This is a genomic window from Thermocrispum agreste DSM 44070 (assembly GCF_000427905.1).
In the GTDB taxonomy this organism is placed as follows: Bacteria; Actinomycetota; Actinomycetes; order Mycobacteriales; family Pseudonocardiaceae; genus Thermocrispum; species Thermocrispum agreste.
Map to the genome: position 1 here is coordinate 696,690 of NZ_KE386603.1, position 26,261 is coordinate 722,950.

25 protein-coding genes and 2 pseudogenes are annotated in these 26,261 nt (G+C 69.0%); 20 read left to right on the plus strand and 7 right to left on the minus strand.

The genetic code is table 11. The features are described 5' to 3' along the window. Positions 1 to 246: 246 nt before the first annotated feature. The 9 genes and pseudogenes from lepB to YWY_RS0113355 form a co-directional block, all read left to right on the plus strand. Positions 247 to 984, plus strand: a pseudogene (gene lepB / locus YWY_RS21950) (signal peptidase I); the annotation flags it as partial. A gap of 11 nt (positions 985 to 995) precedes the next feature. Next, complete coding sequence (locus tag YWY_RS0113320; protein ID WP_028848005.1) at positions 996 to 1,820, plus strand: ribonuclease HII; 825 nt, start codon at positions 996 to 998, stop codon at positions 1,818 to 1,820. Further along, entirely contained in the window at positions 1,817 to 2,140 is a 324-nt protein-coding gene (locus tag YWY_RS0113325) for a DUF2469 domain-containing protein (RefSeq protein ID WP_028848006.1), read from the plus strand. Before YWY_RS0113320 ends, YWY_RS0113325 begins: the two co-directional genes overlap by 4 nt. Before the next feature lie 899 nt (positions 2,141 to 3,039). Then, complete coding sequence (locus YWY_RS0113335; RefSeq protein WP_051310276.1) at positions 3,040 to 3,441, plus strand: YraN family protein; 402 nt, start codon at positions 3,040 to 3,042, stop codon at positions 3,439 to 3,441. Beyond that, positions 3,441 to 4,958: a YifB family Mg chelatase-like AAA ATPase gene (locus YWY_RS0113340; protein WP_028848008.1), complete on the plus strand. Its 1,518-nt coding sequence runs from the start codon at positions 3,441 to 3,443 to the stop codon at positions 4,956 to 4,958. Before YWY_RS0113335 ends, YWY_RS0113340 begins: the two co-directional genes overlap by 1 nt. A gap of 20 nt (positions 4,959 to 4,978) precedes the next feature. Further along, positions 4,979 to 6,193, plus strand: coding sequence for a DNA-processing protein DprA (gene dprA / locus YWY_RS21955; protein WP_084609239.1), 1,215 nt, complete (start codon positions 4,979 to 4,981; stop codon positions 6,191 to 6,193). Positions 6,194 to 6,635: 442 nt separating this feature from the next. Continuing rightward, positions 6,636 to 6,797: pseudogene (locus YWY_RS24155) on the plus strand (site-specific integrase); the annotation flags it as partial. Between the two features lie 468 nt (positions 6,798 to 7,265). Continuing rightward, the gene (locus YWY_RS23760; protein WP_245566689.1) at positions 7,266 to 8,153 is read left to right on the plus strand and encodes a tyrosine recombinase XerC; all 888 of its coding nucleotides are present in this window, start codon (positions 7,266 to 7,268) and stop codon (positions 8,151 to 8,153) included. Further along, entirely contained in the window at positions 8,125 to 9,060 is a 936-nt protein-coding gene (locus YWY_RS0113355) for a FliA/WhiG family RNA polymerase sigma factor (RefSeq protein WP_084609241.1), read from the plus strand. The genes YWY_RS23760 and YWY_RS0113355 overlap by 29 nt, the downstream gene beginning before the upstream one ends. Before the next feature lie 21 nt (positions 9,061 to 9,081). On the opposite strand, the gene YWY_RS23765 is transcribed toward YWY_RS0113355, so the two are convergent. After that, positions 9,082 to 9,645, minus strand: a complete 564-nt coding sequence (locus YWY_RS23765) for a M23 family metallopeptidase (protein WP_156899256.1) — start codon at positions 9,643 to 9,645, stop codon at positions 9,082 to 9,084. Between the two features lie 951 nt (positions 9,646 to 10,596). Between YWY_RS23765 and rpsB the strand changes: the two genes are divergently transcribed. The 5 genes from rpsB to YWY_RS21965 all read left to right on the plus strand — a co-directional run bounded on the left by rpsB (position 10,597) and on the right by YWY_RS21965 (position 14,571). Further along, on the plus strand, positions 10,597 to 11,412 hold the full coding sequence (gene rpsB, locus YWY_RS0113360; RefSeq protein ID WP_028848010.1) for a 30S ribosomal protein S2: 816 nt from the start codon (positions 10,597 to 10,599) through the stop codon (positions 11,410 to 11,412). 30 nt (positions 11,413 to 11,442) lie between these two features. Beyond that, on the plus strand, positions 11,443 to 12,258 hold the full coding sequence (tsf, locus tag YWY_RS0113365; protein WP_028848011.1) for a translation elongation factor Ts: 816 nt from the start codon (positions 11,443 to 11,445) through the stop codon (positions 12,256 to 12,258). Positions 12,259 to 12,341: 83 nt separating this feature from the next. Further along, on the plus strand, positions 12,342 to 13,100 hold the full coding sequence (pyrH, locus tag YWY_RS0113370) for a UMP kinase (RefSeq protein WP_028848012.1): 759 nt from the start codon (positions 12,342 to 12,344) through the stop codon (positions 13,098 to 13,100). 12 nt (positions 13,101 to 13,112) lie between these two features. Next, positions 13,113 to 13,670: a ribosome recycling factor gene (gene frr, locus YWY_RS0113375; protein ID WP_028848013.1), complete on the plus strand. Its 558-nt coding sequence runs from the start codon at positions 13,113 to 13,115 to the stop codon at positions 13,668 to 13,670. A 49-nt stretch (positions 13,671 to 13,719) separates the two neighbouring features. Continuing rightward, positions 13,720 to 14,571, plus strand: coding sequence for a phosphatidate cytidylyltransferase (locus YWY_RS21965; protein WP_245566672.1), 852 nt, complete (start codon positions 13,720 to 13,722; stop codon positions 14,569 to 14,571). Positions 14,572 to 14,612: 41 nt separating this feature from the next. On the opposite strand, the gene YWY_RS21970 is transcribed toward YWY_RS21965, so the two are convergent. Next, entirely contained in the window at positions 14,613 to 15,065 is a 453-nt protein-coding gene (locus tag YWY_RS21970) for a PadR family transcriptional regulator (RefSeq protein ID WP_038045064.1), read from the minus strand. 316 nt (positions 15,066 to 15,381) lie between these two features. Between YWY_RS21970 and rlmN the strand changes: the two genes are divergently transcribed. Further along, positions 15,382 to 16,509 (plus strand): dual-specificity RNA methyltransferase RlmN, encoded by a 1,128-nt coding sequence (gene rlmN, locus YWY_RS0113390; protein WP_038045065.1) that lies wholly within the window; start codon positions 15,382 to 15,384, stop codon positions 16,507 to 16,509. A gap of 307 nt (positions 16,510 to 16,816) precedes the next feature. Then, on the plus strand, positions 16,817 to 17,290 hold the full coding sequence (locus YWY_RS25045; RefSeq protein WP_084609245.1) for a helix-turn-helix domain-containing protein: 474 nt from the start codon (positions 16,817 to 16,819) through the stop codon (positions 17,288 to 17,290). 893 nt (positions 17,291 to 18,183) lie between these two features. On the opposite strand, the gene YWY_RS0113400 is transcribed toward YWY_RS25045, so the two are convergent. Both YWY_RS0113400 and YWY_RS0113405 read right to left on the minus strand, forming a co-directional pair. After that, entirely contained in the window at positions 18,184 to 18,774 is a 591-nt protein-coding gene (locus tag YWY_RS0113400) for a ClpP family protease (RefSeq protein WP_028848015.1), read from the minus strand. Further along, the gene (locus YWY_RS0113405; RefSeq protein ID WP_028848016.1) at positions 18,774 to 19,388 is read right to left on the minus strand and encodes a ClpP family protease; all 615 of its coding nucleotides are present in this window, start codon (positions 19,386 to 19,388) and stop codon (positions 18,774 to 18,776) included. The genes YWY_RS0113400 and YWY_RS0113405 overlap by 1 nt, the downstream gene beginning before the upstream one ends. Positions 19,389 to 20,147: 759 nt before the next feature. Between YWY_RS0113405 and YWY_RS0113410 the strand changes: the two genes are divergently transcribed. Together YWY_RS0113410 and YWY_RS24800 are read left to right on the plus strand one after the other, a co-directional pair. After that, positions 20,148 to 20,939 (plus strand): siderophore-interacting protein, encoded by a 792-nt coding sequence (locus YWY_RS0113410; RefSeq protein WP_038045066.1) that lies wholly within the window; start codon positions 20,148 to 20,150, stop codon positions 20,937 to 20,939. Between the two features lie 169 nt (positions 20,940 to 21,108). Continuing rightward, the gene (locus YWY_RS24800; protein WP_281168991.1) at positions 21,109 to 21,237 is read left to right on the plus strand and encodes a hypothetical protein; all 129 of its coding nucleotides are present in this window, start codon (positions 21,109 to 21,111) and stop codon (positions 21,235 to 21,237) included. A gap of 570 nt (positions 21,238 to 21,807) precedes the next feature. On the opposite strand, the gene YWY_RS0113420 is transcribed toward YWY_RS24800, so the two are convergent. Further along, the gene (locus YWY_RS0113420) at positions 21,808 to 22,719 is read right to left on the minus strand and encodes an EamA family transporter (protein ID WP_028848018.1); all 912 of its coding nucleotides are present in this window, start codon (positions 22,717 to 22,719) and stop codon (positions 21,808 to 21,810) included. A gap of 51 nt (positions 22,720 to 22,770) precedes the next feature. Here YWY_RS0113420 and YWY_RS0113425 point away from each other — a divergent pair, with 51 nt between their 5' ends. After that, positions 22,771 to 23,268, plus strand: coding sequence for a MarR family winged helix-turn-helix transcriptional regulator (locus YWY_RS0113425; protein ID WP_038045068.1), 498 nt, complete (start codon positions 22,771 to 22,773; stop codon positions 23,266 to 23,268). 16 nt (positions 23,269 to 23,284) lie between these two features. Here YWY_RS0113425 and YWY_RS0113430 read toward each other — a convergent pair whose 3' ends face one another. Both YWY_RS0113430 and YWY_RS0113435 read right to left on the minus strand, forming a co-directional pair. Next, positions 23,285 to 24,571: an ArsB/NhaD family transporter gene (locus YWY_RS0113430; RefSeq protein WP_028848020.1), complete on the minus strand. Its 1,287-nt coding sequence runs from the start codon at positions 24,569 to 24,571 to the stop codon at positions 23,285 to 23,287. Next, positions 24,568 to 25,050 (minus strand): CBS domain-containing protein, encoded by a 483-nt coding sequence (locus tag YWY_RS0113435; RefSeq protein ID WP_028848021.1) that lies wholly within the window; start codon positions 25,048 to 25,050, stop codon positions 24,568 to 24,570. Before YWY_RS0113435 ends, YWY_RS0113430 begins: the two co-directional genes overlap by 4 nt. Before the next feature lie 251 nt (positions 25,051 to 25,301). Here YWY_RS0113435 and YWY_RS0113445 point away from each other — a divergent pair, with 251 nt between their 5' ends. Further along, positions 25,302 to 26,258, plus strand: a complete 957-nt coding sequence (locus tag YWY_RS0113445) for a HAMP domain-containing sensor histidine kinase (RefSeq protein WP_028848022.1) — start codon at positions 25,302 to 25,304, stop codon at positions 26,256 to 26,258. Positions 26,259 to 26,261 lie beyond the last annotated feature (3 nt).

The window sequence follows — 26,261 nt, forward strand, 5'->3', positions numbered from 1 at the left end:
CGGCAGCGCGCGGCCCGCGCGGGCAGCGATCGTGCCCGGCTCGTGACTCCCGGCGAGTGGCACTTGTGGCTCCCGGCGAGTGGCACTTTGGCTTCCGGCGAGCGGCACCTTCCGCGCCGGCCTTCTGGGGTGGAACGTCGCCCCGGATGAGCATGATCACATCCGGTGCGGGATTGCCCGCGATCACCGATCGTGGCCGTGGTGTCGCACGCGAGGGTGCCGTCCTACTCCCGTAATGTGGCGGTCGTGGATTATCACGGGTACGGCCCCGGCTTCCCCGGCCAGTCTCCGGAGGAACCGGAAGAGCAGCGCAAGGAGAAGAAGAAACGCTCGTTCTGGAAGGAACTGCCGATCCTGATCCTGGTCGCGATCGTGCTGACCTTCCTGATTCAGCAGTTCATCGCGCGGCCGTACATGATCCCGTCGGGGTCGATGGAGCTGACGCTGCACGGTTGCCCTGGGTGCACGCCGGACAAGGTGCTGGTGAACAAGATGGCGTACTGGTTCGGCGATCCCGAGCCCGGCGACGTGGTGGTGTTCCGCGGGCCGCCCGCGTGGGTCAACAACGTGCAGAGCAATCGCAGCGACGGCATCGTCGGCTTCTTCCAGGAGCTGGGGTCGATGATCGGGCTGGCGCCGCCGGACGACCGGGATTTCATCAAGCGCGTCATCGCGGTCGGCGGGCAGCGGGTACGGTGTTGCGACGAGCAGAACCGCATCGTGGTGGACGGCAAGCCGCTCGACGAGCCCTACCTGTACTTCCCGCCGGGCATGCAGCCCAAGCAGCAGGCGTTCGAAGAGTTCACGGTGCCGGAGGGGCACCTGTTCGTGCTGGGGGACAATCGCAACAACTCGAGCGACTCGCGTTTCCAGGGCGGCGGCGGAGTCCGTGGCACCGTACCGGTGGAGAACGTGATCGGCAAGGCGCAGTTCATCGTATGGCCGCCGGGACGATGGGGAGGCGTGAGCGACTACAACCCGCAAGGTGGCGAGTGATGGGGCGACACCGCAGGGCTCCGTGGTGGCCGGACCGGGCGTTGATCCGCCGGGACTCCGGCAAGTGGGCGCTGCAGCGTGCCCTCGACCGGCGCGGGCTCGGGCCGGTCGCCGGGGTGGACGAGGCGGGCCGCGGGGCATGCGCCGGGCCGCTGGTGGTCGCCGCCTGCGTGCTTCGTCACTCCGATGCGCGGAAGCTGCCCGAGCTCACCGACTCGAAGCTGCTGACGCCGGTGGCCAGGGAGCGGGTGTTCGAGCAGGTGAAGGAGCGCGCGGTCGCCTACGAGGTGGTGGTCGTCCCCACCCACGAGGTCGACCGCGACGGGGTGCACGCCGCGAACATCGCAGGCATGCGCCGGGCCATCGCGCGGCTGAACCCGCACCCGGGCTATGTGCTCATCGACGGGTTCCGGGTGCCCGGCTTGACGGCGCCCAGCGTCCCGGTGGTCAAGGGGGATCGGGCCGTGGCATGCGTCGCCGCGGCGTCGGTGCTGGCCAAGGTGACCAGGGACCGGATCATGATGGAGCTGCACGAGCGGTATCCGCAGTACGGCTTCGACGTGCACAAGGGGTACAACACAACGGAGCACTGCGCCGCGCTGACCGCCCACGGGCCGTGCGAGGAACATCGGTGGTCGTTCGCCAACGTGGCCATGGCGGGCATGCAGCACGGTATCGTCCCGCCCCGGCGGATCCAGCGCAGTGCGGCGTCGATCCGTAACGCAGCGTGCGCCTCCGAACCGCTGGGTGCCGCGATGTTCGAGGTGGGAGAGAATGGGAGCTTGGAGCTCGCCGAACAGCTAGGAGGAGCCGCAACCGGATGAGCGCGGAGGACCTCGAGAAGTACGAGACCGAGATGGAGCTGTCGCTCTATCGCGAGTATCGCGACATCGTCGGTCAGTTCACCTACGTGGTGGAGACCGAGCGACGGTTCTACCTGGCCAACTCGGTCGACGTGCAGGTGCGCGACGCCGCGGGAGAGGTCTACTTCGAGGTACGCATGTCGGACGCCTGGGTATGGGACATGTACCGTCCGGCCAGGTTCGTCAAGAACGTCCGGGTCATCACGTTCAAGGACGTCAACGTGGAGGAGCTGGAGAAGCCCGACCTGCGGCTGCCGGAGGACGGCGCCTTCCCGGCGTGAGCCGCCGGGCAGCGGCGACGTGCCGCGGGTGACGCTCGGGTGCGGCTTTTCCGGGAGCAGCTGGGCTCCGTCCTCGGCTTCGTCGAGTGCGAGCTCTTTCGCACCCAGTGCGTCTCTCTTCGGTGATCGGGCCGGGCTCGCCGTTACGACGTCACGTGCTCAATACCGCCGTCGTGGGTGAACTCGGATCATTGCGCTCGAGGCCGGGTGCGCTGCAGCGCTCAGTTCATGTGCTTCCGGCTGCACGGTACCGGTCGTAGTGCTCGGACGCTGTACGTTCACGTCGACCGTCTTGCACCTGTCCCGTGCTGGCGATCCGCTTCGTCGGCATCGTGGTTGGCCGATATTTCCGATGTTTCCGACGCCGGCCTCGTGCCCGTCGTAGAAGTTCTAGTTCTGTGGTGCGGGACCTCTGCCTCCTGAATAGGCGGCAACGCGGGCCGTACGGGCCGCGTCGCTCGCCGTCGGCGTCTTGTTTACGTCGTGCGGACTGTATGGGCCATGTCGCTCGCCGTCGGCGTTGTTCACCGTCGCGCGTGATGCTCACCGCATCCCGAGCGCCGGCGTCGTCGTTTGGGCCTCGGCGGTGGGTGTCGCCTAGGGGCTCGAGATGGGTGTCGCCGGCGCAGAACGTGGCTTCTGGGCCGTGGCCGGGCGGCCATGTCGTGAGCGGCCTGCCCCGTCGCGCGCGGAGTGGTTCGCAAGCGTCCGGTTGTCCGCGTGCGTTGGGGTGCTGGTCGGCGGTCACGGTGCGGGTGGTTCGCAAGGGTCCGGTTGTCTGCGTGCGTTGGGGCGCCGGTCGGCGGACACCGTGTGAGTTGTCCACAAGCGTCCGGTTGTCCACAGCTGCGCTTCGGTGTGCTGTTCTCGCCGCGGGCTGACAAGCATCGTGGATGGCGATGTCAGCGAACCTGGGGGTTGCGGTGGGTCCAGTCCACGAACGTGTCGAGCGGCAGCGGGAGCTGGCCAGGCAGGGCGAGCGGCTGGCCGCGGAGTATCTCGAGCGGCGCGGGTGCACCCTGCTCGCGCGCAATTGGCGGTGCCGTGAGGGCGAGCTGGACATCGTCGGATACGACGGCACGAGCGTGATCGTCTGCGAGGTCAAGACGCGGTCGGGCCTGCGGTGCGGCGCTCCGGCCGAGTCCGTCACGTCGAGCAAGATCGCGCGCATCCGGCGCGCGGCCAGCAAGTGGTTGAGCACGTTCGGGGTGCCGCCGGTGCCGGTGCGGTTCGACGTGGTGGCGGTGATCCTCGCCCCGGGGCAACGGCCGCGGATCCGGCACATTCCGGGGGCGTTCTGATGCCGATCGCGCGTGCCTGGTCGATGGCCGTGGTCGGGCTGGAGGGCAGGCTGGTCGAGATCGAAGCGGACATCGGAGCCGGCCTGCCCGGCACGAAGGTGGTCGGGCTGCCCGACGCAGGCGTTCGCGAGGCGAAGGACAGGGTACGTTCGGCGATCCGCAACTCGGGCTTGCCGTGGCCGACCAGTCAGCTGACCCTCGGCTTGTCCCCCGCGAACCTGCCCAAGGAGGGATCGGCCTACGACGTGGGGATCGCCGTCGCGGTCCTGGCTGCGTGCGGGGTCGTGCCCAGGGAGAAGCTCGCAGCCACCGTGCTGATCGGTGAGCTGGCCTTGGACGGGCGGGTGCGCCCGGTGCGCGGCGTGCTGCCGATCTTGCTGGCTGCCCGCGCGCAAGGGATACGGACGGCAGTCGTGCCGGAAGCCTCGTTGGCGGAAGCGGCGCTGGTCGACGGGATCGAGGTGGGTGGGGCCGCGGACCTGGTCGATGTCGTCGAATGGCTGCGCGATCTTCGGCCGCTGTCCGCCCCTCCGGACGCGGCGGCAAGTCCTGGACAGCAGCAGCCGCCGCCCGATCTCGCCGACGTCGCTGGGCAGTCGGACGCGCGGTGGGCGCTGGAGGTCGCCGCTGCAGGGGGTCATCACGTGTTGCTGATCGGCCCACCAGGCGTCGGCAAGACGATGCTGGCGCGGCGGTTGCCGGGCTTGCTGCCACCGCTGTCGGACGAGGAGGCCCTGGAAGTTGCCGCGGTGCAGTCCATCGACGGCACGCTCGATCCGTCCGCGCCGCTGGTGCGGACGCCGCCACTGGTGGCGCCGCATCCGTCGACCTCGCTCGCAGGACTGATCGGTGGCGGATCCGGGCTGGCCATGCCCGGCGCGGTGAGCAAGGCCCATCGCGGCGTGCTCCTGCTCGACGAAGCCTGTGAGCTCGGCTCGCACCGGCTGGAGGCGCTTCGGACGACGCTGGAGGAAGGCGAGGTGCGCTTGGCGCGTGCCCGGGGAGTGGTGGTGTATCCGGCCCGTTTCCAGCTGGTGCTGGCAACCAACCCGTGTCCGTGTGCCCCGGCGCGTGAGGAGGATTGCACGTGTTCGCCGCACGCCCGTCGGCGCTACCTCGGGCGGCTGTCCGGCCCGTTGCTGGACCGCGTGGACATCCGCGTGCGGCTGCGGCCAGTGTCGGCTGCGGAGTGTTACAGCTCCGAGCGCCGGGAGACGTCGGCGGAGGTGCGGGAACGGGTGATCGCGGCGCGTGAGCGTGCTCGCGTCCGTTGGTCGGCCTACGGATGGCGCACCAATGCCGAGGTGCCCGGCCCCAAGCTGCGCAAGGAGTTCGCTCTGCCAAGCGAAGCGACCGAGCTGTTGCGGCGGGCCCTCGCCAGGGGCCGGCTCACCGCCCGGGGTGCGGATCGGTGCCTGCGATTGGCGTGGACGCTGGCTGATCTGGCCGGCCTGGAGGTACCGACGAGCACCGAAGTCGCCATGGCGATGGATTTCCGCGAGAGGGTGCCGGGGTGAGGACGACTGTGGGTGCCGACATGAGGGTGACGGAGGAGCGCCTGGCGCGGGCCTACCTGCTGCGTGTCGCCGAGCCACCTGCGCCGGCGCTGGCCGCGTTCGCCGCCACGCACGGTCCGGTCGAAGCGGCCGAACGCGTGCGGCGACGCGACGTGCCCTCGACCGTGGCCAGGGAGACGGAAGCGCGGGCGCACTTGACGGTCAGCTCGGCCGACATCGAGCGAGCCGCCGCGGAGCAGGGCGCTCGGCTCATCACGCCCGAGGACGACGAGTGGCCCGAGTGGCCGCTGTTGTCGCTCACAGTGGCCGGCTCCCGCGGGGTCAGGGGAATGAGCGCGCCCATCGCGTTGTGGGCTCGTGGCAGGGGAAGCCTCGATCAAGCCGTCGGTCGTGCCGTGACCATGGTCGGTTCCCGCGCGTCCAGCGGATACGGGGAGCACATCGCGTCCGAATGGGCCTACGAGCTGGTTGGCGAGGGTGTCGCAGTGTTCTCCGGAGCGGCCTACGGCATCGACGCGGCGGCGCATCGCGGAGCTTTGGCCGGCGGGGGCACGACCGTCGCCGTGCTCGGCTGCGCGCTGGATGTCGGCTATCCCGCAGGCCAGGTCCGCCTTCTGGAGAAGATCGCCGAGCGCGGTCTCGTACTCAGTGAGTACCCGCCGGGTACGCCGCCCGCGCGGCACCGCTTCCTGGTCCGCAACCGGTTGCTGGCCGCGCTGAGCGCGGCGACGGTGGTGGTCGAAGCCGGGCTGCGCAGCGGTGCGCGGAACACGGCCAACACGGCTCGGCTGCTCGGACGGCCGGTCATGGCCGTGCCCGGCCCGCTCACGTCGGCCACCTCGGCGGGCTGCCACGACCTGATCCGGCACGAGCACGCCACCTTGGTCACGTCCTCCGCGGAGGTGCTGGAGGTGGTGGGGATGCTGGGAGCTGACCTCGCCGACCAAGCGGAGCCACCTGGCAGGGCGACGGACCAGCTGAGCGGGGACACGCTCCGGGTCCATGAAGCGCTGTCCCGGACACCGAAGTCCGTGGAGCAGGTCGCTGTGGACGCAGGCGTCGCCGAGCGGACGGTCCGGGCTGTACTCCCCGAGCTGGAGATCGACGGTTTTTGCGAGCGGACGGAGTCCGGCTGGCGGCTGGCGACCGCTCGGGGCGATCCCAAGGACCAGCCGGTGAGGCGTGAGAGCACTTCCGGACCGTCTGCCGGGACCCGCGTTCACTCCTGGTGTTGACGGTGTGCGCGCCGACGCCCACCGCGGCAGCCCGCGCTGCGGTCGCGAATCGTTGTGGCCGCTCCGGCGTCGGCTGGGTTTCGTCGCGGTCGTTGGTGTGCCGGGTGCGGGTGGTTGTGGCGGGTTCGGTGCGGGCTGGTTTGAGTTGCGGTCGTTGGTGTGCTGGGTGCGGGGAGCACGAGCTTCGTCGCTCGTCATGCGAGCTGGGCGGGGGAGGCTGTGGTGGGTTGGTCGGTGTGCCGTAGCTGGGCGGGGGAAGCTACGGTGCGTTGGTCAGCGCGGCTGCGGTGACCATCTGGTGCCCGTTCGCGCCGATAGGTCGGGTTGCGGGCAATCACTCGTTTGGGTGTCGGCAGTCGCGGCGTGGCTGGCAGGGCGCGACACGAAGATCGCGATGCTTGACGCCCGGCGGTGCTTCCCTCAGGTTGATCCCATGGGGAGCATGTCCCCGGCTGCGAAGCCGCACCTGAAGCAAGCGCGTGATGCGCTGCCCGCCACGTGCGGCCGGATCGTGGCCGAGTTCGAGCAATATCTCCGTGCCGAGCGTGGGATGTCGCGCCATACGGTCCGGGCGTACGTCGGGGACGTCGTGTCGCTCGTGGCTCATTTGCACGGCATCGACCTTTCTTCCGCGTTGGCAACGGACGACGGCTTCGAACAGGAGTCGAGCAGTGCTGGTCGCGGAGACGTCGAAGAGACACGCGGAGAAAGCCAGGCTTCCCCGCCCGGCGCAGAAAATGAAGGCCAGGCTTCTCCGCCCGGCGCACATGCGCCTGGTCCCGAGATGACGGCGTCCGACGTCGGATCTGCCAACTCGACGAGCAACGCGGCGGAGCCGCACATCAGATCGTTGGATTCCGAGGTCAGGGCGACACCATTCGGAATCACGCCGGCGAGAACCGAAACAGGGTCGCCGGAATCCCGTGTCGGGCCAGCGGGCTCCGATGGCGGGTCGCCGGAATCCGGTATCGGGTCGACAAGGGGCGGTATCGGGTCGACGGGGTCCGAGACGACGTCTGCGGGGGCTGGCACCGGGTCGGTGACTCGCGCGGCCAAGCCCTCCGGTGTCGGGCTGGCGGGGGCCGGTGTCGGGTCGGAGGCTCGCGCGGCCAAGCCCGCCGGCGTCGGGAGGTCGGCGGAGTCCGAGATCGGGTCGGCGCGGCCCGGTGACGACGCCGGCATCGAAGGCCTCGACATTCACGAACTGCGCGGCTGGCTCTCCCACCTGCGCACATCGGGGGCCGCGCGGACCACCTTGGCCAGGAAAGCCGCTTCGGTCAGGGCATTCACGGCATGGGCGACTCGGCGGGGTTATCTCGACGTCGACCCGGGCGAACGGCTCGAGGCACCGCGACCGCACCGCACGCTGCCGGCCGTGCTGAGCCAGGACCAGGCCGCCGACCTGATGCGGGCATCGGCGCTGGGCGCCGAGCAAGACGATCCGGTCGCGCTGCGTGATCACGCGATGCTGGAGCTGCTGTACGCCACCGGTATCCGCGTGGCCGAGTTGTGCAGCCTGAACATCGGCCAGGTCGACTTCGCCAACCGGTTGCTGCGGGTCATCGGCAAGGGCGACAAGGAGCGAGTCGTGCCGTTCGGGCAGCCGGCGGCCGAGGCCTTACGCGCGTGGTTGGACCGTGGCCGCCCAGCACTTGCGCCAAGCGAATCCAGTCACGACGATGCTCCCGTGTTCCTCGGGGTGCGCGGTCGCCGGATCGACCAGCGAACGGTGCGCAAGGTCGTGCGCGAAGCCACCTCGGCGGTCCCTGGCGCGGCACACATCGGGCCGCACGGCCTGCGGCACACCGCGGCGACTCACCTGTTGGATGGGGGTGCGGACCTTCGCAGCGTTCAGGAGTTACTTGGTCACGCTACGCTAGCGACCACCCAGCTCTACACCCATGTCACCGTTGACCGGCTGAAGGCGATACATGACCGAACGCATCCCAGGGCCAGGTGAGCGGTCCCGCGTCGCGGCGGCTCGCTCGGCCGTGGATTCCGATGCCGCTCCGAACCCCGAATCGCGCGACGTTCCCGGGCAGCTTCGCGACGACGTTCCGGCGCAAGTGCGTGCCGCGGCTGTCTCGCAGGACGACGGCGAAGTCCAGTCCGAGGAAGCCATCGACGCGCTGTGGCGTCAGTTCGTCGAGAATCCGACGCGGAGCCTGCGCGATCGCCTTCTGCTGCATTACGCGCCCCTGGTCAAATACGTGGCGGGCAAAGTGGGCACCGGGCTCCCTGCCCACATCGACACCGGTGACCTCATCGGATCGGGGATCTTCGGGCTGGTCGACGCGATCGAGAAGTTCGACCCCAGCCGTGGCTGGAAGTTCGAGACCTACGCGATGCAGCGCATCCGCGGTGCGATCCTCGACGACCTCCGGTCCCAGGACTGGGTGCCGCGCGCGGTGCGCAGCCGGGCCCGCGAAGTGGAACGAGCGATCGAACGGCTCAATGCCAGGCTCAACCGCACGCCGACCGACGAGGAGCTTGCCCGCGAGCTGGACATCACCGTCGACGAGCTGCGCGACCTCTACGGGCAGCTGCGGCTGACCAGCGTGGTCGCCCTCGAGGAACTTCTCTCACCCGGCCGTGAATCGGCCTCCCTGGTCGAGGCACTGCAGGACGAGGACGCGCCGGACCCGGTGTCCGTACTGGTCGACCGGGACAACCGGCGCCAGCTGGCCGACGCGATCGCCCAACTCCCCGAGCGCGACCGCACCATCGTGAGCCTCTACTACTTCGAAAGCCTCACGTTGGCGGAGATCGGCAAGGTGCTCGGCGTCACCGAATCACGGGTCAGCCAGCTGCACACCCGCGCGGTCCTGCGGCTGCGCGCCAAGCTCACCGAGCAGGCGTCCGTCTAGCCGCCTTCCCGGGACTGCCCCTCAGTCATCCGCGTCGCGTGGCCAGGGTTTGAGGCGGATCACCGACTGCGATCTCAGCAACTCGAGGGGATCGAGGTATTCCGGAGGCTTGTTCCGGCGAGCGCCCCAGTGAAGGCATACTCCGGGGCATCCTCGGTGGCTGGCCACCACTGTGCCGATGCGCTGACCCGCGTACACCTGATCGCCCGCGCTGACCTCCGGTCGTACGGGTTCGTACGTCGTGCGTATCGCGTCGTGGTCGATGGAGATGACGCCCCGGCCTGCCACCTGACCGGCGAAGACCACCACTCCTGCGCCGGCTGCAAGCACTGGTTGACCGATGCTCGCACCAAGATCGACCCCGCGATGACCAGCACCGTAGGGCGATTCGGGCGGGTCGAAACCGCGAACGACCGGTGGTGGGGGATGCAGCGGCCACACGAATCGTCCTTCGGCCGCAGACCGGACAGACCTGCGCGGGTCATGCGGGCTCACGACAGCCGACCTGGGCGGATCGTTGGTGCGGTCGGGATGGCCTGGTCCTGCGCCACCGTCCGGGGTCGCCGCGGTGCCCGCTGCAAGCATGGTCGTCCCCGGCGAGGCACTGGCTGCGCCAGCCGCGAACGACACCTCTCCAGCGAGGCGTTCGGCGCTGGGCCCCGCGCCCTCGCCGAGGTCGGTCGGCGATCGGGTGGTTTCGCCGACGGCAAGGGGTAGCCGAACAGCTTCGACGGATCCGGCGCCCGGCCGTGCGGTTTCGGCAAGTGCCACGGGCGGGCCGATGGCATCGGCGAAGCTCAGCGTCGCGGGGCCGGCCAGCGCCAATGCTGTGCCGAGGAGCAAGAACGCGGGCAGCATCGGGCGGCCACACCGGCTGGTGCATCCCGCGGCGCCACGCCGCGCGAAAGAGGCGGAAGAGTTCGTCATGCAGCGAGGATCGCCTGATGCTGCTGTCGACATCAGGATGTTCTCGGCTGCCCTGTGGACAACTTCGTGCTGTGGACAACTTCCCGACCAGCCCCCCGGGGCCGTCCGGCCAGGATCCGGCGGCGCTTCCGTGCCATCCTGATCTCCTCGTCCGTCCGGGCCGGGCCGGGCCGCCCGGACGGTGATGTCCGGCTGGCCGTTCGCCGGTCGGCGGAGCCCTGGCGCGCCGGTTTCGGGGTGTGCGGTCGGCTGCGGCGCGCTCTCGCGTGTCAGCTGCAGCCGAAGCCCGGTCAGTGCTGGTCGACTGCGTTGCTGGTGCCGGTGATCACCCGGCGTGGGGAGCGCGCGGTCGTGACGTTCGGCCAGCTCGGACGGCTTCCGGGGCGCCCGGTACACTGCAACAGGCGGCTCGCTGTGCGAGCTGACTTCGCGTGCGCGTGCACTGCCAGCACATGGCAACGGTGCTCTGCGGTCCCCGCCTCCGACGGTGGGGTCAGGGTGCCGGCACCGCACCAGGGCTGCCGTCCACCCGGGCGGCGGCGACAACCGACCCAGAGGGCCGGGCGTGCTTCGCCGGCCCCGCGAGCGAAAAGAAGGTGCATTCCGGCCATGGCCGTCGTCACCATGAAGCAGCTGCTGGACTCTGGTGTCCACTTCGGCCACCAGACCCGCCGTTGGAACCCGAAGATGAAGCGCTACATCTTCACGGAGCGCAACGGCATCTACATCATCGACCTCCAGCAGACGCTGTCCTACATCGACAAGGCGTTCGAGTTCGTCAAGCAGACCGTCGCGCGTGGCGGGACGATTCTGTTCGTCGGCACCAAGAAGCAGGCGCAGGAGGCCATCGCCAACGAGGCGCGGCGGGTCGGCATGCCGTACGTCAACCAGCGCTGGCTGGGTGGCATGCTCACCAACTTCCAGACCGTCCACAAGCGGCTGCAGCGGCTCAAGGAGCTCGAGTCCATGGAGCAGACGGGCGGCTTCCAGGGTCTGACCAAGAAGGAGATCCTGATGCTGACCCGGGAGAAGGACAAGCTGGAGCGCACGCTCGGCGGTATCCGGGACATGTCCAAGGTGCCGAGCGCGGTGTGGATCGTCGACACCAAGAAGGAGCACATCGCCGTCAGCGAGGCACGCAAGCTCAACATCCCGGTCGTGGCGATCCTGGACACCAACTGCGACCCGGACGAGGTCGACTACCCGATTCCGGGCAACGACGACGCGATCCGGTCGGCTTCGCTGCTGACCAAGGTGATCGCCGAGGCGGTTGCGGCAGGGCTGCTGGCCAGGGCGGGCGCGCGCAACGGCGCGGCCGAAGGTGACGACAAGCCCGAGGTGGCAAGCGACGAGCCGCTCGCGGAGTGGGAGCAGGAGCTGCTCACCAGCGACAAGCCCAGCGAGACCGCTGCCAGCACCAACTGACCGACAGCCACGAGAGGGACACACGGACACATGGCGAACTACACCGCGGCGGACGTCAAGCGCCTCCGCGAGCTGACCGGCGCCGGCATGATGAACTGCAAGAAGGCGCTGGAGGAGAGCGACGGCGACTTCGACAAGGCCGTCGAGTACCTGCGCATCAAGGGCGCCAAGGACGTCGGCAAGCGTGCCGAGCGCGCCACCGCCGAGGGCCTGGTCGCGGGCAACGGCGGCGCGCTCATCGAACTGAACTCCGAGACGGACTTCGTCGCCAAGAGCGAGGAGTTCGTCGCGCTCGCCGACAAGATCGTCGAGGTCGTCAAGGCCACCAAGGCCAACGACGTGGAGACGGTCAAGGCGGCCGAGCTGGACGGCGGCACGGTCGAGTCGGCCATCCAGGCGCTGTCGGCCAAGATCGGTGAGAAGCTCGAGCTGCGCCGGGTGGCGTTCTTCGAGGGCAAGACCGAGACGTACCTGCACCGGCGCGGTGCCGGCCTGCCGCCGGCCGTCGGTGTGCTCGTCGAGTACACCGGCGACGACGCCGAGGCCGCGCGCGGTGCTGCGATGCAGGTGGCGGCGCTGAAGGCCCGGTACCTGACCCGTGAGGACGTTCCGGCGGAGATCGTCGAGAAGGAGAAGGCGATCGCCGAGAAGACCGCCATCGAGGAGGGCAAGCCCGAGCGGGCGCTGCCCAAGATCGTCGAGGGCAAGGTCAACGCCTTCTACAAGGACAACGTGCTGCTGGAGCAGCCGTCGGTGACCGACAACAAGAAGACCGTCAAGCAGCTGCTCGACGCCGCGGGGGTGACCGTCAACCGGTTCGTCCGGTTCGAGGTCGGCCAGCCGTGACGTCAGGGCTGCGAGGCAAGTGAGTGACGCCTGTGCCCCGTCCCGACTCCTCGGGGCGGGGCACAAATGCGGTAGGAGGCGGTGTGGGCACTGACGGACGGGGCACGAGCGCACGAGGCTACCGCCGGGTGCTGCTCAAACTCGGCGGCGAGATGTTCGGCGGCGGCAAGGTGGGCGTGGACCCCGACGTCGTCCACACCGTCGCCAGGCAGATCGCCGAGGTGGTGCGCAGCGGCACCCAAGTGGCCGTGGTGATCGGCGGTGGGAACTTCTTCCGCGGCGCCGAGCTGCAGCAGCGCGGCATGGACCGCGACCGAGCCGACTACATGGGCATGCTGGGCACCGTGATGAACTGCCTGGCACTGCAGGACTTCCTGGAGAAGGAAGGCATCCCGACCAGGGTGCAGACCGCCATCACGATGGGCCAGGTCGCCGAGCCGTACATTCCTCGGCGCGCCGAGCGGCACCTGGAGAAGGGCCGTGTCGTGATCTTCGGTGGTGGTGCGGGCCTGCCGTACTTCTCCACCGACACCACGGCGGCGCAGCGGGCGCTGGAGATCGGCTGCGAGGTGGTGCTGATGGCCAAGGCCGTCGACGGCATCTACTCGTCCGACCCGCGCAAGGACCCCGATGCCACCATGTACACGACCATCACGCACGCGGAAGTGCTGGAGAAGGGCCTGAAGGTGGCCGACTCGACGGCCTTCTCGTTGTGCATGGACAACAACATGCCGATCATCGTGTTCAACTTGTTGGTCGAGGGGAACATCGCCCGCGCCGTGCGTGGTGAGAGGATCGGCACGCTGGTCGCTACCCCGGCCAGCCGCGAGCAGCTGGACTAATAAGGAGTCACCGTGATCGACGAGACCCTCCTCGAAGCAGAGGAGAAGATGGAAAAGGCCGTAGAGGTCGCCAAGGAAGACTTGACGTCGGTCCGCACGGGGCGCGCCGCGCCATCCATGTTCGCGCGCATCACGGTGGACTACTACGGGGCGCCGACGCCGCTGAACCAGTTGGCCAGCATCACCGTTCCCGAGGCTCGGATGGCGGTGGTCAAGCCGTACGACGCTTCCCAGCTGGAAGCGATCGAGAAGGCCATCCGGGAATCCGATCTCGGTGTCAACCCCACCAATGACGGCACGATCATCCGCGTGGTGTTCCCGCAGCTCACCGAGGAGCGCAGGCGCGAGATGGTGAAGGTCGCCCGCAGCAAGGGGGAGGACGCTAAGATCGTCGTGCGTAATCTGCGGCGTAAGGCCAAGGAAGAGCTGGAGCGGCTGAAGAAGGACGGCGAGGTCGGCGAGGACGACGTCTACCAAGCCGAGAAGCAGCTGCAGACGTTGACCGACCAGTACGTCAAGCAGATCGACGACCTGGTCAAGAACAAGGAAGCCGAGCTGCTCGAGGTCTGAGGTGCCTCGACAGCCGTTGGATTCCGAGCGCTCGGCTCGCGTGACTGACGTGAACGACTCCGCACAGGAGTCAGGTGGGTCGAAGCCGTCGCGTGCCGGACGGAACCTGCCGGCCGCGATCGGCGTCGGCGTGCTGCTCGGCGCGGCGATCCTGGTGTCGCTGCTGGTCGAACGCCGTCTGTTCATCGGCATCGTGTCGCTGGCGATGCTGGTCGGCAGCTGGGAGTTCAGCCAGGCGCTGCGGTCGGCAGCAGGCGTGCGGGTGCAGATCGTGCCGGTGCTCGTCGGTGGTCAGGCCATCGTCTGGCTCGCCTGGCCGTTCGGGACGACTGGCATCGCGGTGTCCCTGGTGTTCACCGTGCTTGCGTGCTTGCTCTGGCGACTGCCGCGCGGCACGGACGGATACCTGCGTGACGCCGGTGCGTCGGTGCTGGCGGTCGCGTACTTGCCGCTGTGCGGTGCATTCGCCGTGCTCCTGCTGCTGCCGGAGGACGGCGCCTACCGCATCATCACCTTCATGCTCGGGGTGGTGGCCTCCGACGTCGGCGGCTACGCGGCCGGTGTCCTCAAGGGCAGGCACCCGATGGCGCCGTCGATCAGCCCGAAGAAGAGCTGGGAAGGATTCGCCGGCTCGCTCGTCTCCGGTGTCGGGGTCGGCATGCTGACCATGCCCCTGCTGCTGGACGGGCACGTCTGGCAGGGGGCGCTGTTCGGCGCGGCGATGGTGCTCACCGCGACGGTCGGCGACCTGGTCGAATCGGTGATGAAGCGGGACCTGGGCATCAAGGACATGGGCACGCTGCTGCCCGGCCACGGTGGGCTGATGGACCGGCTGGATTCTATGCTGCCGTCCGCCGTGGTGGCGTGGGCGCTGCTGGCGTTGTTCCTGCCCGCACAATGACGAAGCACCCCTTGGCCGATGGGCGCGGCCAAGGGGTGCGATCACTCGTCTTCGGTGGAGACGTCGTCGTCCACCTCGGCGAGCATGTTGTACAGCTCGCTACGTAACTTGTTGATCATGGTCACGGCTTTGGACTGCTGCTCCGGCGTGCCGACCGTGGTGATCTGGAACAGCGCGCCGCGCAGGGCGGCAACTGCTTGACGCAGCGCGACCTCGTTGGGCTCCACGTCGTCGGCGATCTGCTTCCACGGCGGCTCGCCGAGGTTCTCGGCAGCCTGCTTGCCCTCCTCGGTCAGCTCGAACAGGCGCTTGCCGCCCTCGCCGCCGACATTGGCGATCAAGCCCTCGTCGGTGAGCAGCTGCAACGTCGGGTAGACCGATCCGGGGCTCGGTTTCCAGAACCCCCCGGTGCGCTCGGCGATCTCACTGATCATTTCGTAGCCGTGCATCGGGGACTCGGCTTCCGCCAGCAGAGCCAGGATGGCCGCCCGCACGTCGCCACGCCTGCCGCGGCCGCGCGCACCGCGGCCACGACGGGGCCCCCTACCGGGGAAGGGCGGGCCCAGAGGGTCGCCAAACGGTCCGCCAGGTCCGAAAGGCCCTCCGAAAGACCTCAGCCGCCAGGCGAGCGGATGGTCTCGATGCGGTGGGCGGTGGTGGTGATGAGGATGTCCGCTCATGGGATTGCTCCTTCCTGTGTTCGATACTTAACGATATATCGGAACAGATCGAGATGCAACATCGAGCTGTCGTGGGCCGCGGGCGGGGTCCGTCTGTGCTGGTCAGCGCGCCCATGGGACACTGGGGGACGTGCCTTCTCCGCTGCCCCTGGTTTTCGACGCGCCCAAGCGCGGTTTGCCGCCGCGCCATCTGGCCGACTTGTCGCTGGACGAGCGCAAGGAGGCGGTGGTGTCGCTGGGGGAGAAGGCTTTCCGTGCCAAACAGCTGTCTCACCACTACTTCGCGCGGTTGAGCGTCGATCCGGCGCAGATGACCGACATCCCGGCCTCCGCACGGGAGCGCCTGACCGCCGCGCTGATGCCGCAGCTGCTCACCGAAGTTCGGTCGGTGGCGTGTGACCATGGCATGACGCGCAAGACGCTGTGGCGAGCGCACGACGGGACGCTGATCGAGAGCGTGCTGATGCGCTACCCGGACCGGGCGACCCTGTGCATCTCCAGCCAGGCCGGGTGCGGGATGGCGTGCCCGTTTTGTGCCACCGGTCAGGGCGGACTGCAGCGCAACCTGTCCACCGCGGAGATCGTCGACCAGGTTCGCTCGGCCGCGGCGGTGATGCGGGACGGGCTGCTTCCTGGGCCGGACGGCAAGCCGTCGCCCGGCAGGCTGTCCAACATCGTGTTCATGGGGATGGGGGAGCCGTTGGCCAACTACCGCCGGGTGGTGGCCGCGGTACGGCGCATCACTGAACCGGCGCCGTCGGGGCTGGGGATCTCCCAGCGGTCGGTGACGGTTTCGACCGTGGGGTTGGCGCCGGCCATCCGCAATCTGGCCGACGAGGGACTGCAGGTCCGTCTGGCGGTGTCGTTGCACACCCCCGATGACGAGCTGCGTGACACGCTCGTCCCGGTGAACAATCGGTGGCCGATCGACGAGGTGCTGCGGGCTGCGCGGTACTACATCGAGCGCACGTCGCGGCGGGTCAGCATCGAGTACGCGCTCATTCGGGGCGTGAACGACCAGCCGTGGCGGGCCGACCTGCTGGCGAAGCGCCTGCGGGAGCATCTGGGCCACCTGGTGCACGTCAACGTCATCCCGCTCAATCCCACGCCGGGCTCGAAGTGGGACGCTTCGCCCAAGGAAGTCGAACGGGAATTCGTGCGCAGGGTCAACGCAGGTGGCGTGAACTGCACCGTTCGTGACACGCGTGGCCAGGAGATCGCTGCGGCTTGCGGGCAGCTCGCTGCCGAGCAGAACTGAAACCGGTCAGCAGAGCGGCGCTGTGGCGTGGGTCCGGAACGCGGGCGGTCCCACACTGTTGATCGACAGCCCTGTGCTCGCTGTACCCGACGGAGCCCATTCCGTCGTACTCGAGGCTGTGGAGGCAAGTGGGGCACGGTCGACAGGAGGGCTCATGGGCCCCGTCTGTCGGCATGGGGAGTTCTTGCCGGTGCTGTGGCGGCGCGACTGGGCCGCTCGTGACGTCAGTGCTGAGGGTGCGGCCGCATCGATTCTGCTGACAGCAGAACGGCGTCTCGGCCGTCCTGGGGAGTGTCAGGATGATCGCATGACCGAAGCGCGCATCAACCCTCCGTTGTCGCCGGTGCCGGAACATGGCGAGTCCGCTGCGCTGTGGCGTGAGCGGCTCGGCGAGACGCTGCGCGCTGTGCGAATCGGCCGCCGGGCGCGCTTGGTCGACGTCGCAGAGCGTGCCGGTATCTCACCGCAATACCTGTCCGAGATCGAGCGGGGGCGGAAGGAGCCCTCGAGCGAAATGATCGCTGCTGTGGTCGGGGCCCTGGGGGTGGACTTGGATCAGGTGCTCGAGGCCGTGCTCGAGCGCGCCGGCCGACGGAGTCGATCGGACAGCCGGGCCGAGGCGTTGAGGCGCCCGGCAACCGGGCAGGACGGCCGGGTGGCGGTGCTGCGGCGGGCGGTGCGTGCGCGACCAGCTGGTCGCTTCGGGGGTGCGCGGCCATCGATGACGACGCCGCCGATGACGCGTACTGCCGGGCCGATGGTCATGGCCATGGCCGCGTGAGTCGAGCGGACGACGACGGCGGCGGGACCGGGCAGCCAGGTCAGGGGAAAGCCAGCGCCCGGCGCGTGCGTGGAAGTGGGCGGGCAAATGCCACCGGCGGCGGGAACGGCGCAACAAGTGGCCGCCGTGGGCAGCCGCCGTTGCCCACGGCGGCGTCGCCGTCCCGTGACCGCGGTTTCCAAGCGAGCAGCCGCCGTCGGTTGTGGCCGACGGCGCCGGCAGGGGCGGCCGTCGACGGTGGCCGACGGTGTCGGCAGAGGCCAGCGGTGTCGGAAGGTCACGCCGCCGGGATTGCTGACCGTACAGCGGACCGCGCCATCGAAGCTGGTGTCGAGGCGTAGCGAAGGCTGCCACTGTTGGAGCGACGTGGCGTTGCAGGAGCCGGTGGTCGCCGACGGGCCGTCGCAGGACTAGGTGGTCGCCGATGAGTCCGTCATGCAGGGCTGGTGGCCGCTGATGGACCCGTTGCGTGCCCTTGTGGCTGCTGATGGACCCGTGTGCGGAGCTGGTGGCTGCTGCTGAGCCCGCCGCGCAGAGTCGGGGGCCGCAGACAGGGCCCCTCGCAGAGCTGTCGCTGACGGACCTCTCGCAGGGCTGTCGCTGACGGACCTCTCGCAGGGCTGTCGCCGATGGGGATCCCGTTACGCGCAGCTGGTTGCCGGTGGGCCCGCCATACAGAGCCATGTGACTGTGGACGGGATCCTCGCTGAGCGGGTGGCCGCCGACAGGGCCGCCGCAGAGTCGGCGGTTGCCGAGGGTGATGCCGCGGCGCCAGTGGCCGCCGACGGGCCCCTTGCAAGGCCGTCGCCGATGGGGCGTCGCAGAGCTGGGCGCGCCGGATGCGGCGTCGCAGGAGCCGGCAGCCGAGGCCAGCCGGTGCCCTCGTGGCCATGTCACGGTCGGTGGGTCAGCACCACGTCGGCCAGCCCGTACTCGACGGCCCCGGCGGCGTCGAAGACCCGGTCGCGATCGGTGTCGTGCCTCAGCTGCTCCACCGAGCGCCCGGTGTGCTCGCTCAGGATGGCCTCGAACTGCGCGCGCACCCGCACCACTTCGTCGGCCTGCAGGATGAGGTCCGGTATGGAGCCGCGCCCCTGGACCGCGGGCTGGTGCAGCACGACCCGCGAGTGGGGCAGGACCGCCCGATGTCCCGCAGCGCCGCCTGCCAGCAGTACCGCCCCGGCGGCGACCGCCTGCCCGACGCAGGTCGTGTGGACCGGCGCCTTGATGTAGGTCATGGTGTCGTAGATCGCCAGCATGGCCGATGGATCGCCGCCCTCGCAGTTGATGTAGAGGTCGATGCTCGCCTCCGGCGACTCCGACTCCAGGTGCAGCAGCTGGGCGATCAACGTGTTCGCCACCCCGGAATCGATCGGCGTCCCCAAATACACCACCCGCTCGGTCAGCAGGTGCGAGTAGACATCCATGATGCGTTCGGTGCCCGCGTTGCGGGTGATGACGTTCGGGATCGGGTAGCTGCTCATCAGTCCGCCACCATCCCGAACCGTGCGCGCCGCAGCGGGCCTTCGAGCTGGGCGAAATCGTCGACGATGTGATCGATGAACCCGTACTCGATCGCCTGTTGCGCGGTGAACCACCTGTCGTGCAGCGAGTCGGTGAAGATCCGCTCGACGTCCTGCCCGGTGTCCTCGGCGATGAGCCCGAGTACCGTGTCCCGCGTGTGACGCAGGTCGTCCGCCTGCACCTCCACCTCGACCGCTGAGCCTCCGATGCCTGCGGAACCCTGGTGCATCAGAATCCTGGCGTGCGGCAGCGCGTACCGCTTGCCCTTGGTCCCAGCCGACAACAGGAACTGACCCGCACTGCACGCCAGGCCGAGCGCCACCGTGGTGACATCGCACGGCACCAGCTTCATCACGTCCCGGATCGCGAGCATCGACGGCACCGAGCCGCCGGGCGAATGAATCCACAACGCGATGTCCTTGCCCGGGTCCTGGGCCGCGAGCAGCAGTATCTGGGTGATCAGCGCCGTGCCGTTGTCGTCGTCCAGCGGGCCGTCGAGGACCAGCACGCGCTGGCTCCGCAGGTCTTCGCGCATGCGCTTGTCGAAGATCCGCGTGCTTTCGTCGTTGCTCATACCTCGATCGTCCGGGGAGGGGACCTTCCCGCGCCGCTCGATCTGCTGTGGGCTGCTTCGCTGTGAGCAGAGCGCCTGCCGCGATCCGTTCGCCACGGCCGGGTGCCGGCGACCGCCACTGTTCGGGCAGCGGGTCCTGCACTGGTCTCATCCGGCTGCACGTGCAGTGGCGCCGGGTAGCGACTCTTTGCGGCTGCGTCGAGTGGTGACTCTTTGCAATGGCGCTGAACAGTGGCTGCGTGCAATGGCGCTGAACAGTGGCTGCGTGCGATGACGCCGGGCTGAGGCCCTTTGCGGCAGTGCCGGGCAGTGACCCTTCATAGTGGTGCCGGACGCCGATTCTGCGGCGGCTTCGGTAGCGGCCGGGCAGCGGCTTCGGTGATGGCTTGCAGTGGCTTCGGGCAGCGACCCGTGCAGTGGCTTCCGGTGGCAGCATGGGGTCCCGACGGCAACTCGGCACGCCCTCACCGGGGCTTTCGCCAGCAGTGTTGTGGCAACGGCCTCTGCCAGGGGCTTCATGACGGCGGTTGGTGTGAGCGGCTTGTGCGCGAACGGCTTGCTGGAAGCCATCTCAGCGGCCCGTCCGTAGCACGTGTGTCAACCGCCGTGTGGCGGGGAAGTCACCGGTGATGGGCGGCAAGGTCAAGGGCTCGCCAGGTGCCCACGAAGTGATGACGGCCACCGCGACACGTGGCGCGTCTTCGTCTAAGGTAAGGCTCAGCTAAGCCAAGTTAGGTGAGGCTAATCGATGGAGGTCACGTGACGGTACAAACGGTCCGGCGAGCCGCGGAGCGGGAGGCGCTGGCCATGCCGGCCGTTGTGGTCTCGACCACCTGGCTCACCGACCACATGGTCCGCATCAGGCTGTACGCCGACGACGTCGAGAAGTTCGACTACGCGGGGCCAGACCAGCTGGTGCGGCTGTTCTTCCCGCCTCGTCCCGATGCGGAGCTGCGTCTGCCGATCAGTGCCCGCTGGTGGCCCGAGGTGTGCGCGATGCCGGAGAGCATCCGCCCGATCGTGCGCAACTACACAGTGCGATCCGTCGACGTGGCCGCCGGGGAGCTGGACATCGACTTCGTGCTGCACGGGGACGACGGCCCGGCGTCGGCTTGGGCCCGTCGCGCCGTCCCTGGCGACAAGATCGGCATCCTCTTCGACGGGGCACGGTTCGATCCACCGCCCACCACGCGACGCATGCTGCTTGTCGGCGACGAGACGGCGCTTCCCGCCATCAGTGCCGCACTCGAGCAGCTGGACGCGTCGATCGAAGTACTGGCGCTGCTCGAGGTCGAGGATGCCGGTGCAGAACTCGAGCTTGCCCACCCGCCCGGCGCCGACATCCGCTGGCTGCACCGTGCGCCGGCCGGAGCCGCCCGTGGTGCCCTGGTGCTCGCCGAACTGCGCGCGGCCCGGCTGGAACCGCGGCACTGCTACGCGTGGGTGGCCGGCGAGTCGAGTCTGGCCACTTCCGTGCGCAGGCATCTGGTCAATGAGCGTGGCTTCGGCAAGGAGCAGGTGTACTTCTGCGGTTACTGGCGGCAGGACTGACACGCCTGGCCTGGTCCGATCGCGCTGCATGGGAGAACGCTCCGACGGCGCTGTATGCCGGGCTGGGCATGCCGCAGCAGAACAAGTGCAGAACAAGGGGACGGCTCCCACGGCGCCGCGGAACGGATCTCCCTGACCGGGTGTGGGCCGGGCAGGCGACCTTCGACGAGTGATCAGCTGGCTGGGGCTGCTTCTCGCCCACCGGGAGTACAACCTGCGCACTGGGTGGCTGAGTGACGACGTGCTCGCAGGGACAGCCTTGACGCTGGTGCAGAGCATCGAGCTGGTTTGCGGGTAGTGGGGTGTGATGTGCTGGCTGTGGTCGGCCCGGTCGCTGAGCGGTGGCCCGTTGTTGGGGCGTTGCTGGGGTGGGCGGTTGGCTGGTTGGTGGGCAGTGCAGCGGTCAGCTGGCGGTGGTGGACCCGGTCGTTGAGCGGTGCCCATTGTCGGGGCGCCGCTGGGGAGAAGTCGGCTGGTCTGCGGGCAGTGGGGCGCGATGTGGTAGCCCTGCCGCCGAAGGGTGATCCCTTGTCGGAGGTGCCCCTGTGGCGGGGGTCAAGCAGCTGGCTAGTGGACTGAAAGCGATGCGCAATGTGCTGGCTGCGGTCGGCCGTCGTTGAGGGTCGGCCCGTTGTCTGGACACGGGTGGGGAGCGAGCGGCTGGTCAGCAGCGAGGCGCGATGCGGTGGCTGTGGTCGGCCGTCGTTGAGCGGTGTCCCGCTCTCGGGGCGCCGCTGGGGTGGGCAGCTGGCTGGTCGGTCGGCAGCGAACCCGTGAGTCAGCGGTGGCTGGCCCGGTCGGTGACTGGCGATCCGCGTCGGGGCGCCGCAGGCGTGAGCAGTGGCCGGCCATCGCGGAGCAGGGGACGTCAGCCGGCGGTGGCCGGCTCGGCCGCGGTGCGACGATCCGCTCGCTGGGGCCGCCTCGGCCGCTGACCGGCGATCCGCTGACTGAACAGCAGCCCCACGACGATGAGAACCAACCCCACGACCTGCCGCACGCTGAGCATCTCCCCGGCGATCGCCGTACCCAGCAGCACGCCGGTCGCCGGATTGAGCAGGCCGATGAGTCCCACCGACGAGGCAGGCAGGTGCGCAAGACCGCTGAACCACGCCGCATAGGCGATGGCGGTGGCCACCACGGCGATGTAGACGTAACCGGCGATCGCCGCACCGTCGAGCGGCGGCAGCCATCCTTCGACGGCGACGGCCACCGGCGTCAGCAGCAGTCCGCCCGCCACCAACTGCCACGCCGTCGAGGTCAGCACGTCGACTTCGCCGTTCCACCGTTTGGCCAGGATGTAGCCGAGCGACGACATCAGCATCGCCGCGGCCGAGGCCGCCACCCCGGCCGGATCGACGTCGGTGACCGCGGTGAACACCATCAGGCACGCGCCGCTGATCCCGATCGCGGCCCCTGCCAGCGCCCTGGCCGTCGGCCGTTCCGCGGCAAGGGGCCAGGCCAGCAGCAACAGAACCGCGGGCGAGAGCGCCATGATGGTCGACGCGAGGCTGCTGGGCAGCGACTGCGCCGCGATGTAGATCAACACCATGAACGCGCCGACGTTGAGCGTGCCGAGCACCAGCGATTTCCACCACCACGACCCGCGTGGCCTCCCGGGTCGCAGGGCGAGCAGGATGAGACCACCGGGGAGGGCGCGCAGCATCGCGCCGAGGAGCGGATGGTTGGGAGGAATGTACTCGTGGGCGACGAAGTACGTGGAGCCCCACGCGATCGGGGCGATGGCGGTGACGAGGCTCCAGCGCACGGTATTTTCCACGGAAACCAGAGTAGCTTCCAAGGAAACTATCCCGCAGGCGCCTCTCGTCCGATGGACCACGTGGCGCGTATCCAGGCGGCTTGGGCTCGCGTCCGGCCGGACCTGGACGTCACCCCGATCGGTGTCATCGGCCGCTTGCACCGGGTCGGGATCCTGCTGACCGAGCAGCTCAAGGTGATCTACCGGCGATTCGGGCTCAGCGAGGGGGAGTTCGACGTGCTGGCCACGCTCCGCCGGGCGGGGGAGCCGTTCGAGCGCGCGCCCGGTGAGATCGCCGCGCACACCATGGTCACCACCAGCGCGGTGACCAAACGCATCGACCGCCTGGAGCGCGCCGGGCTGGTGACCCGCAGGCGCAGCGCCAAGGACGGCCGGGGCCGCGTCGTGGCACTGACCCCGGCGGGCCGCGACCTCATCGACCGCGCGTTCGTCGAACACGTCCGCAACGAGCAGCGGCTGCTGGCGGACCTCACCCCCGAGCAGGTCACCCAGCTGGAAAGGCTGCTCACCATCTGGCTGGAGAAGCTGGAACCGCCGCGCCCCGGCTGACGGCAGGCACCCGGCACTACGCGAAGTACCGCAACCAGACGTACAGCCACGCCAGCGCGGTGCTCCAGATGGTGACGATGATCCCGTACTTGGTGAACTGCCAGAAGCTGATCGGATGACCGCTTCGGGCGGCGATGCCGATAGCCACCACGTTCGCGCTCGCCGCGACCGCTGTGCCGTTGCCGCCGAAATCCGCCCCGAGTGCGAACGCCCACCACAACGCGTCGCTGATGGCCGGATCCGCGATGCCGTCGGTGATGCCCTGCACGATCGGTGCGAGCGTCGCCACGTACGGGATGTTGTCGAAGAACGCGCCGAACACCGCCGAGCCGAACAGCAGGCTTGTGGCAGCCAGCAAATAGTTGTCACCGAAGGCGGTGGCGGTGAACTCGCCGACGGCACCGATGACTCCGGTGTGCACCAGGCCGGCCACCATCACGAACAGCCCGAAGAAGAAGATCAGTGTGGGCCACTCGACCTCCTCGAGCACGTCGTTGACGTCCGCGTTGGTCACCAGCAGCATCAGGCCGGCGCCGACGAGCGCCACGATCGCCGGGTCCAGGCCGATCACCGTCTGCAGGCAGAAGCCCACCACCACCAGGGCGAACACCGCCAGGCAGCGGCGCAGCATGGCCATGTCGGTGATCGCCCGCCGTTCGTTCAGCGCCATCACCGCCGCCACCCGCTCCGGGTGGTACTCGAACGACTTGCGGAACAGCACCCGGGTGAGTAGCACGAACGCGGCGAAGATGGCCACCACGATGGGCGCCATGTGCACCAGGAAGTCGTTGAAGGTCAGCCCGGCTCGGCTGCCGATAATGATGTTCGGCGGGTCACCGATCAGCGTGGCCGCACCGCCGATGTTGGAGGCCAGGATCTCCGCGATCAGATAGGGCTGCGGCGAGATGCGCAGCCGGTTGCACACCACCACGGTCACCGGCGCGACCAGCATGATGGTGGTGACGTTGTCCAGGAACGGCGAGCCGACGGCCGTGATCAGCATCAGCATGACCATCAGCCGGTACGGCTTGCCGCGGGACTTCTTCGCCGCCCAGATCGCCAAGTAGTCGAACAGACCCGTCTGCTTGACGATCCCGACGATGACCATCATCCCGAACAGCAGGAAGATGACGTTCCAGTCGACGCCTTCGTGCTCGGAGAAGAAGACCTCGGAGCCCGGGATGAGACCGAGCACGGCCATCAGGCCTGCCGCGATCAGGACGACCTTGACCTTGTTGATCTTCTCGGTCGCGATGAAGACATAGGCGACGACGAAAATGGTGAGTGCCGCGACGGCACTCATTGGGCCGCTCCCGTTCCGCCGACCTCGTCCGGCCCGAAAACGGCGAGGCTGGTGATGAGCCGCTCCAAGGTGATGCCGCCGGTCAGCCTGCCGTGCGAGTCGACGACCGCGACCAGCGGGCTGTGCGCACGCGCCATCAGCGCGGCGACTTCCAGCAGGGTGGCATCGGCGCGCACGGTGATCGGTTTCGGCGCAGGCTTGGGGATGCAGTCACCGACCGTGCGCTCGCCGAGCTCCATCCAGAACTGATCGGCGTGTTCCTCGTCGATGGTCCTGGTCAGGGCCGGGTCCTCCTGGAACGCATCGGGCACGGCCAGCCGCAGCACCTGGGTGCCGGGCAGCACGAACGACGGGCGCTTCTTGTCGTCCACCACGACCAGGCCGGGCAGCCTGCGCACGGCCATCAGCCGGACGGCACGCGAAACGACGTCGTCCACGGTCACGGTGGGTACGTTCTGGGCGATGTCGCCAGCCTGCATGCGGGGTCTTCCGTCCGTTGCTCGTCACGGGCATCCCGGGGCAGCGTGCCGCCCGGGATCCCATTCAATCGTTAGCTGGGCGAAAGGTGTATCGGTGAGAGCACCCATACCCGTTCGGGTAAATCATGTATATCGGGCGCCGCCGGCCAGCGCAGGACGCGGGTCGCGCGCCGGCCAAACTGGGTGTCGCCCCGGATGGACAGCCGCCGAGCCACCGGCGAAGCTCGGCTTGACACCAAGGAGGGCCGCCCATGTCCCTGTTCGGGCGGATATTCCTGCTCAACGCGATCGTGCTGGTGGTGGCCGGTGCCGCGCTCCTGCTCGGACCCGTCACTGTATCCACACCCGTGCTGCTGACGGAAGTCCTGATCGTCGGAACCGGGGTGGCCGTGGTGCTGGTGGCGAACGCGCTGCTGATCAAGTTCGGCCTGGCGCCGCTGGACCGGCTGACCAGGGCGATGCGCACCGCCGACCTGCTCAAGCCGGTGCCGCGGTTGCCTGCCCGTGGCCGCGGTGAGGTCGCCGAGCTGATCCGCACCTTCAACGCGATGCTGGACCGGCTGGAGGCCGAGCGCGGGTTCAGCGCCGCCCGGGCGCTGTCGGCGCAGGAGGCCGAGCGGCGGCGGGTCGCCCAGGAGCTGCACGACGAGGTCGGCCAGACGCTGACCGCGGTCCTGCTGGAACTCAAACGAGTGGCCGACCACGCCGACGACGAGGTGCGCAAAGAGCTGCACCAGGTGCAGGAGACCACCCGCGCGAGCCTGGACGAGATTCGCCGCATCGCGCGTCGGCTCCGCCCCGGCGTGCTGGAGGAACTGGGGTTGACCAGCGCACTGAAGGCCTTGGCGTCGGAGTCGTCCGACCGGGCCGGACTCACCGTGCGGCACCGCATCGACCCGGACATCCCGCCGCTGGACCCGCAGGTCGAGCTGGTGATCTACCGCGTCGCACAGGAAGCGCTCACCAACACCACGCGGCACGCCAGGGCCACCCGCGCCGAACTGCACCTGCACGTGGAGAATTCCGCGGTCGTGCTGCGGGTACGCGACAACGGCCGTGGGATCGGCGACAGCGCCGAAGGAGCAGGCATCAGCGGCATGCGGGAACGCGCGCTGTTGATCGGCGCGCAGCTGCAGCTGGCCTCGCCGCCGGGCGGCGGCACCGAGGTGTGTCTGAGCGTCCCTGTCCGAGAACCGGAGCGCAGGTGATCA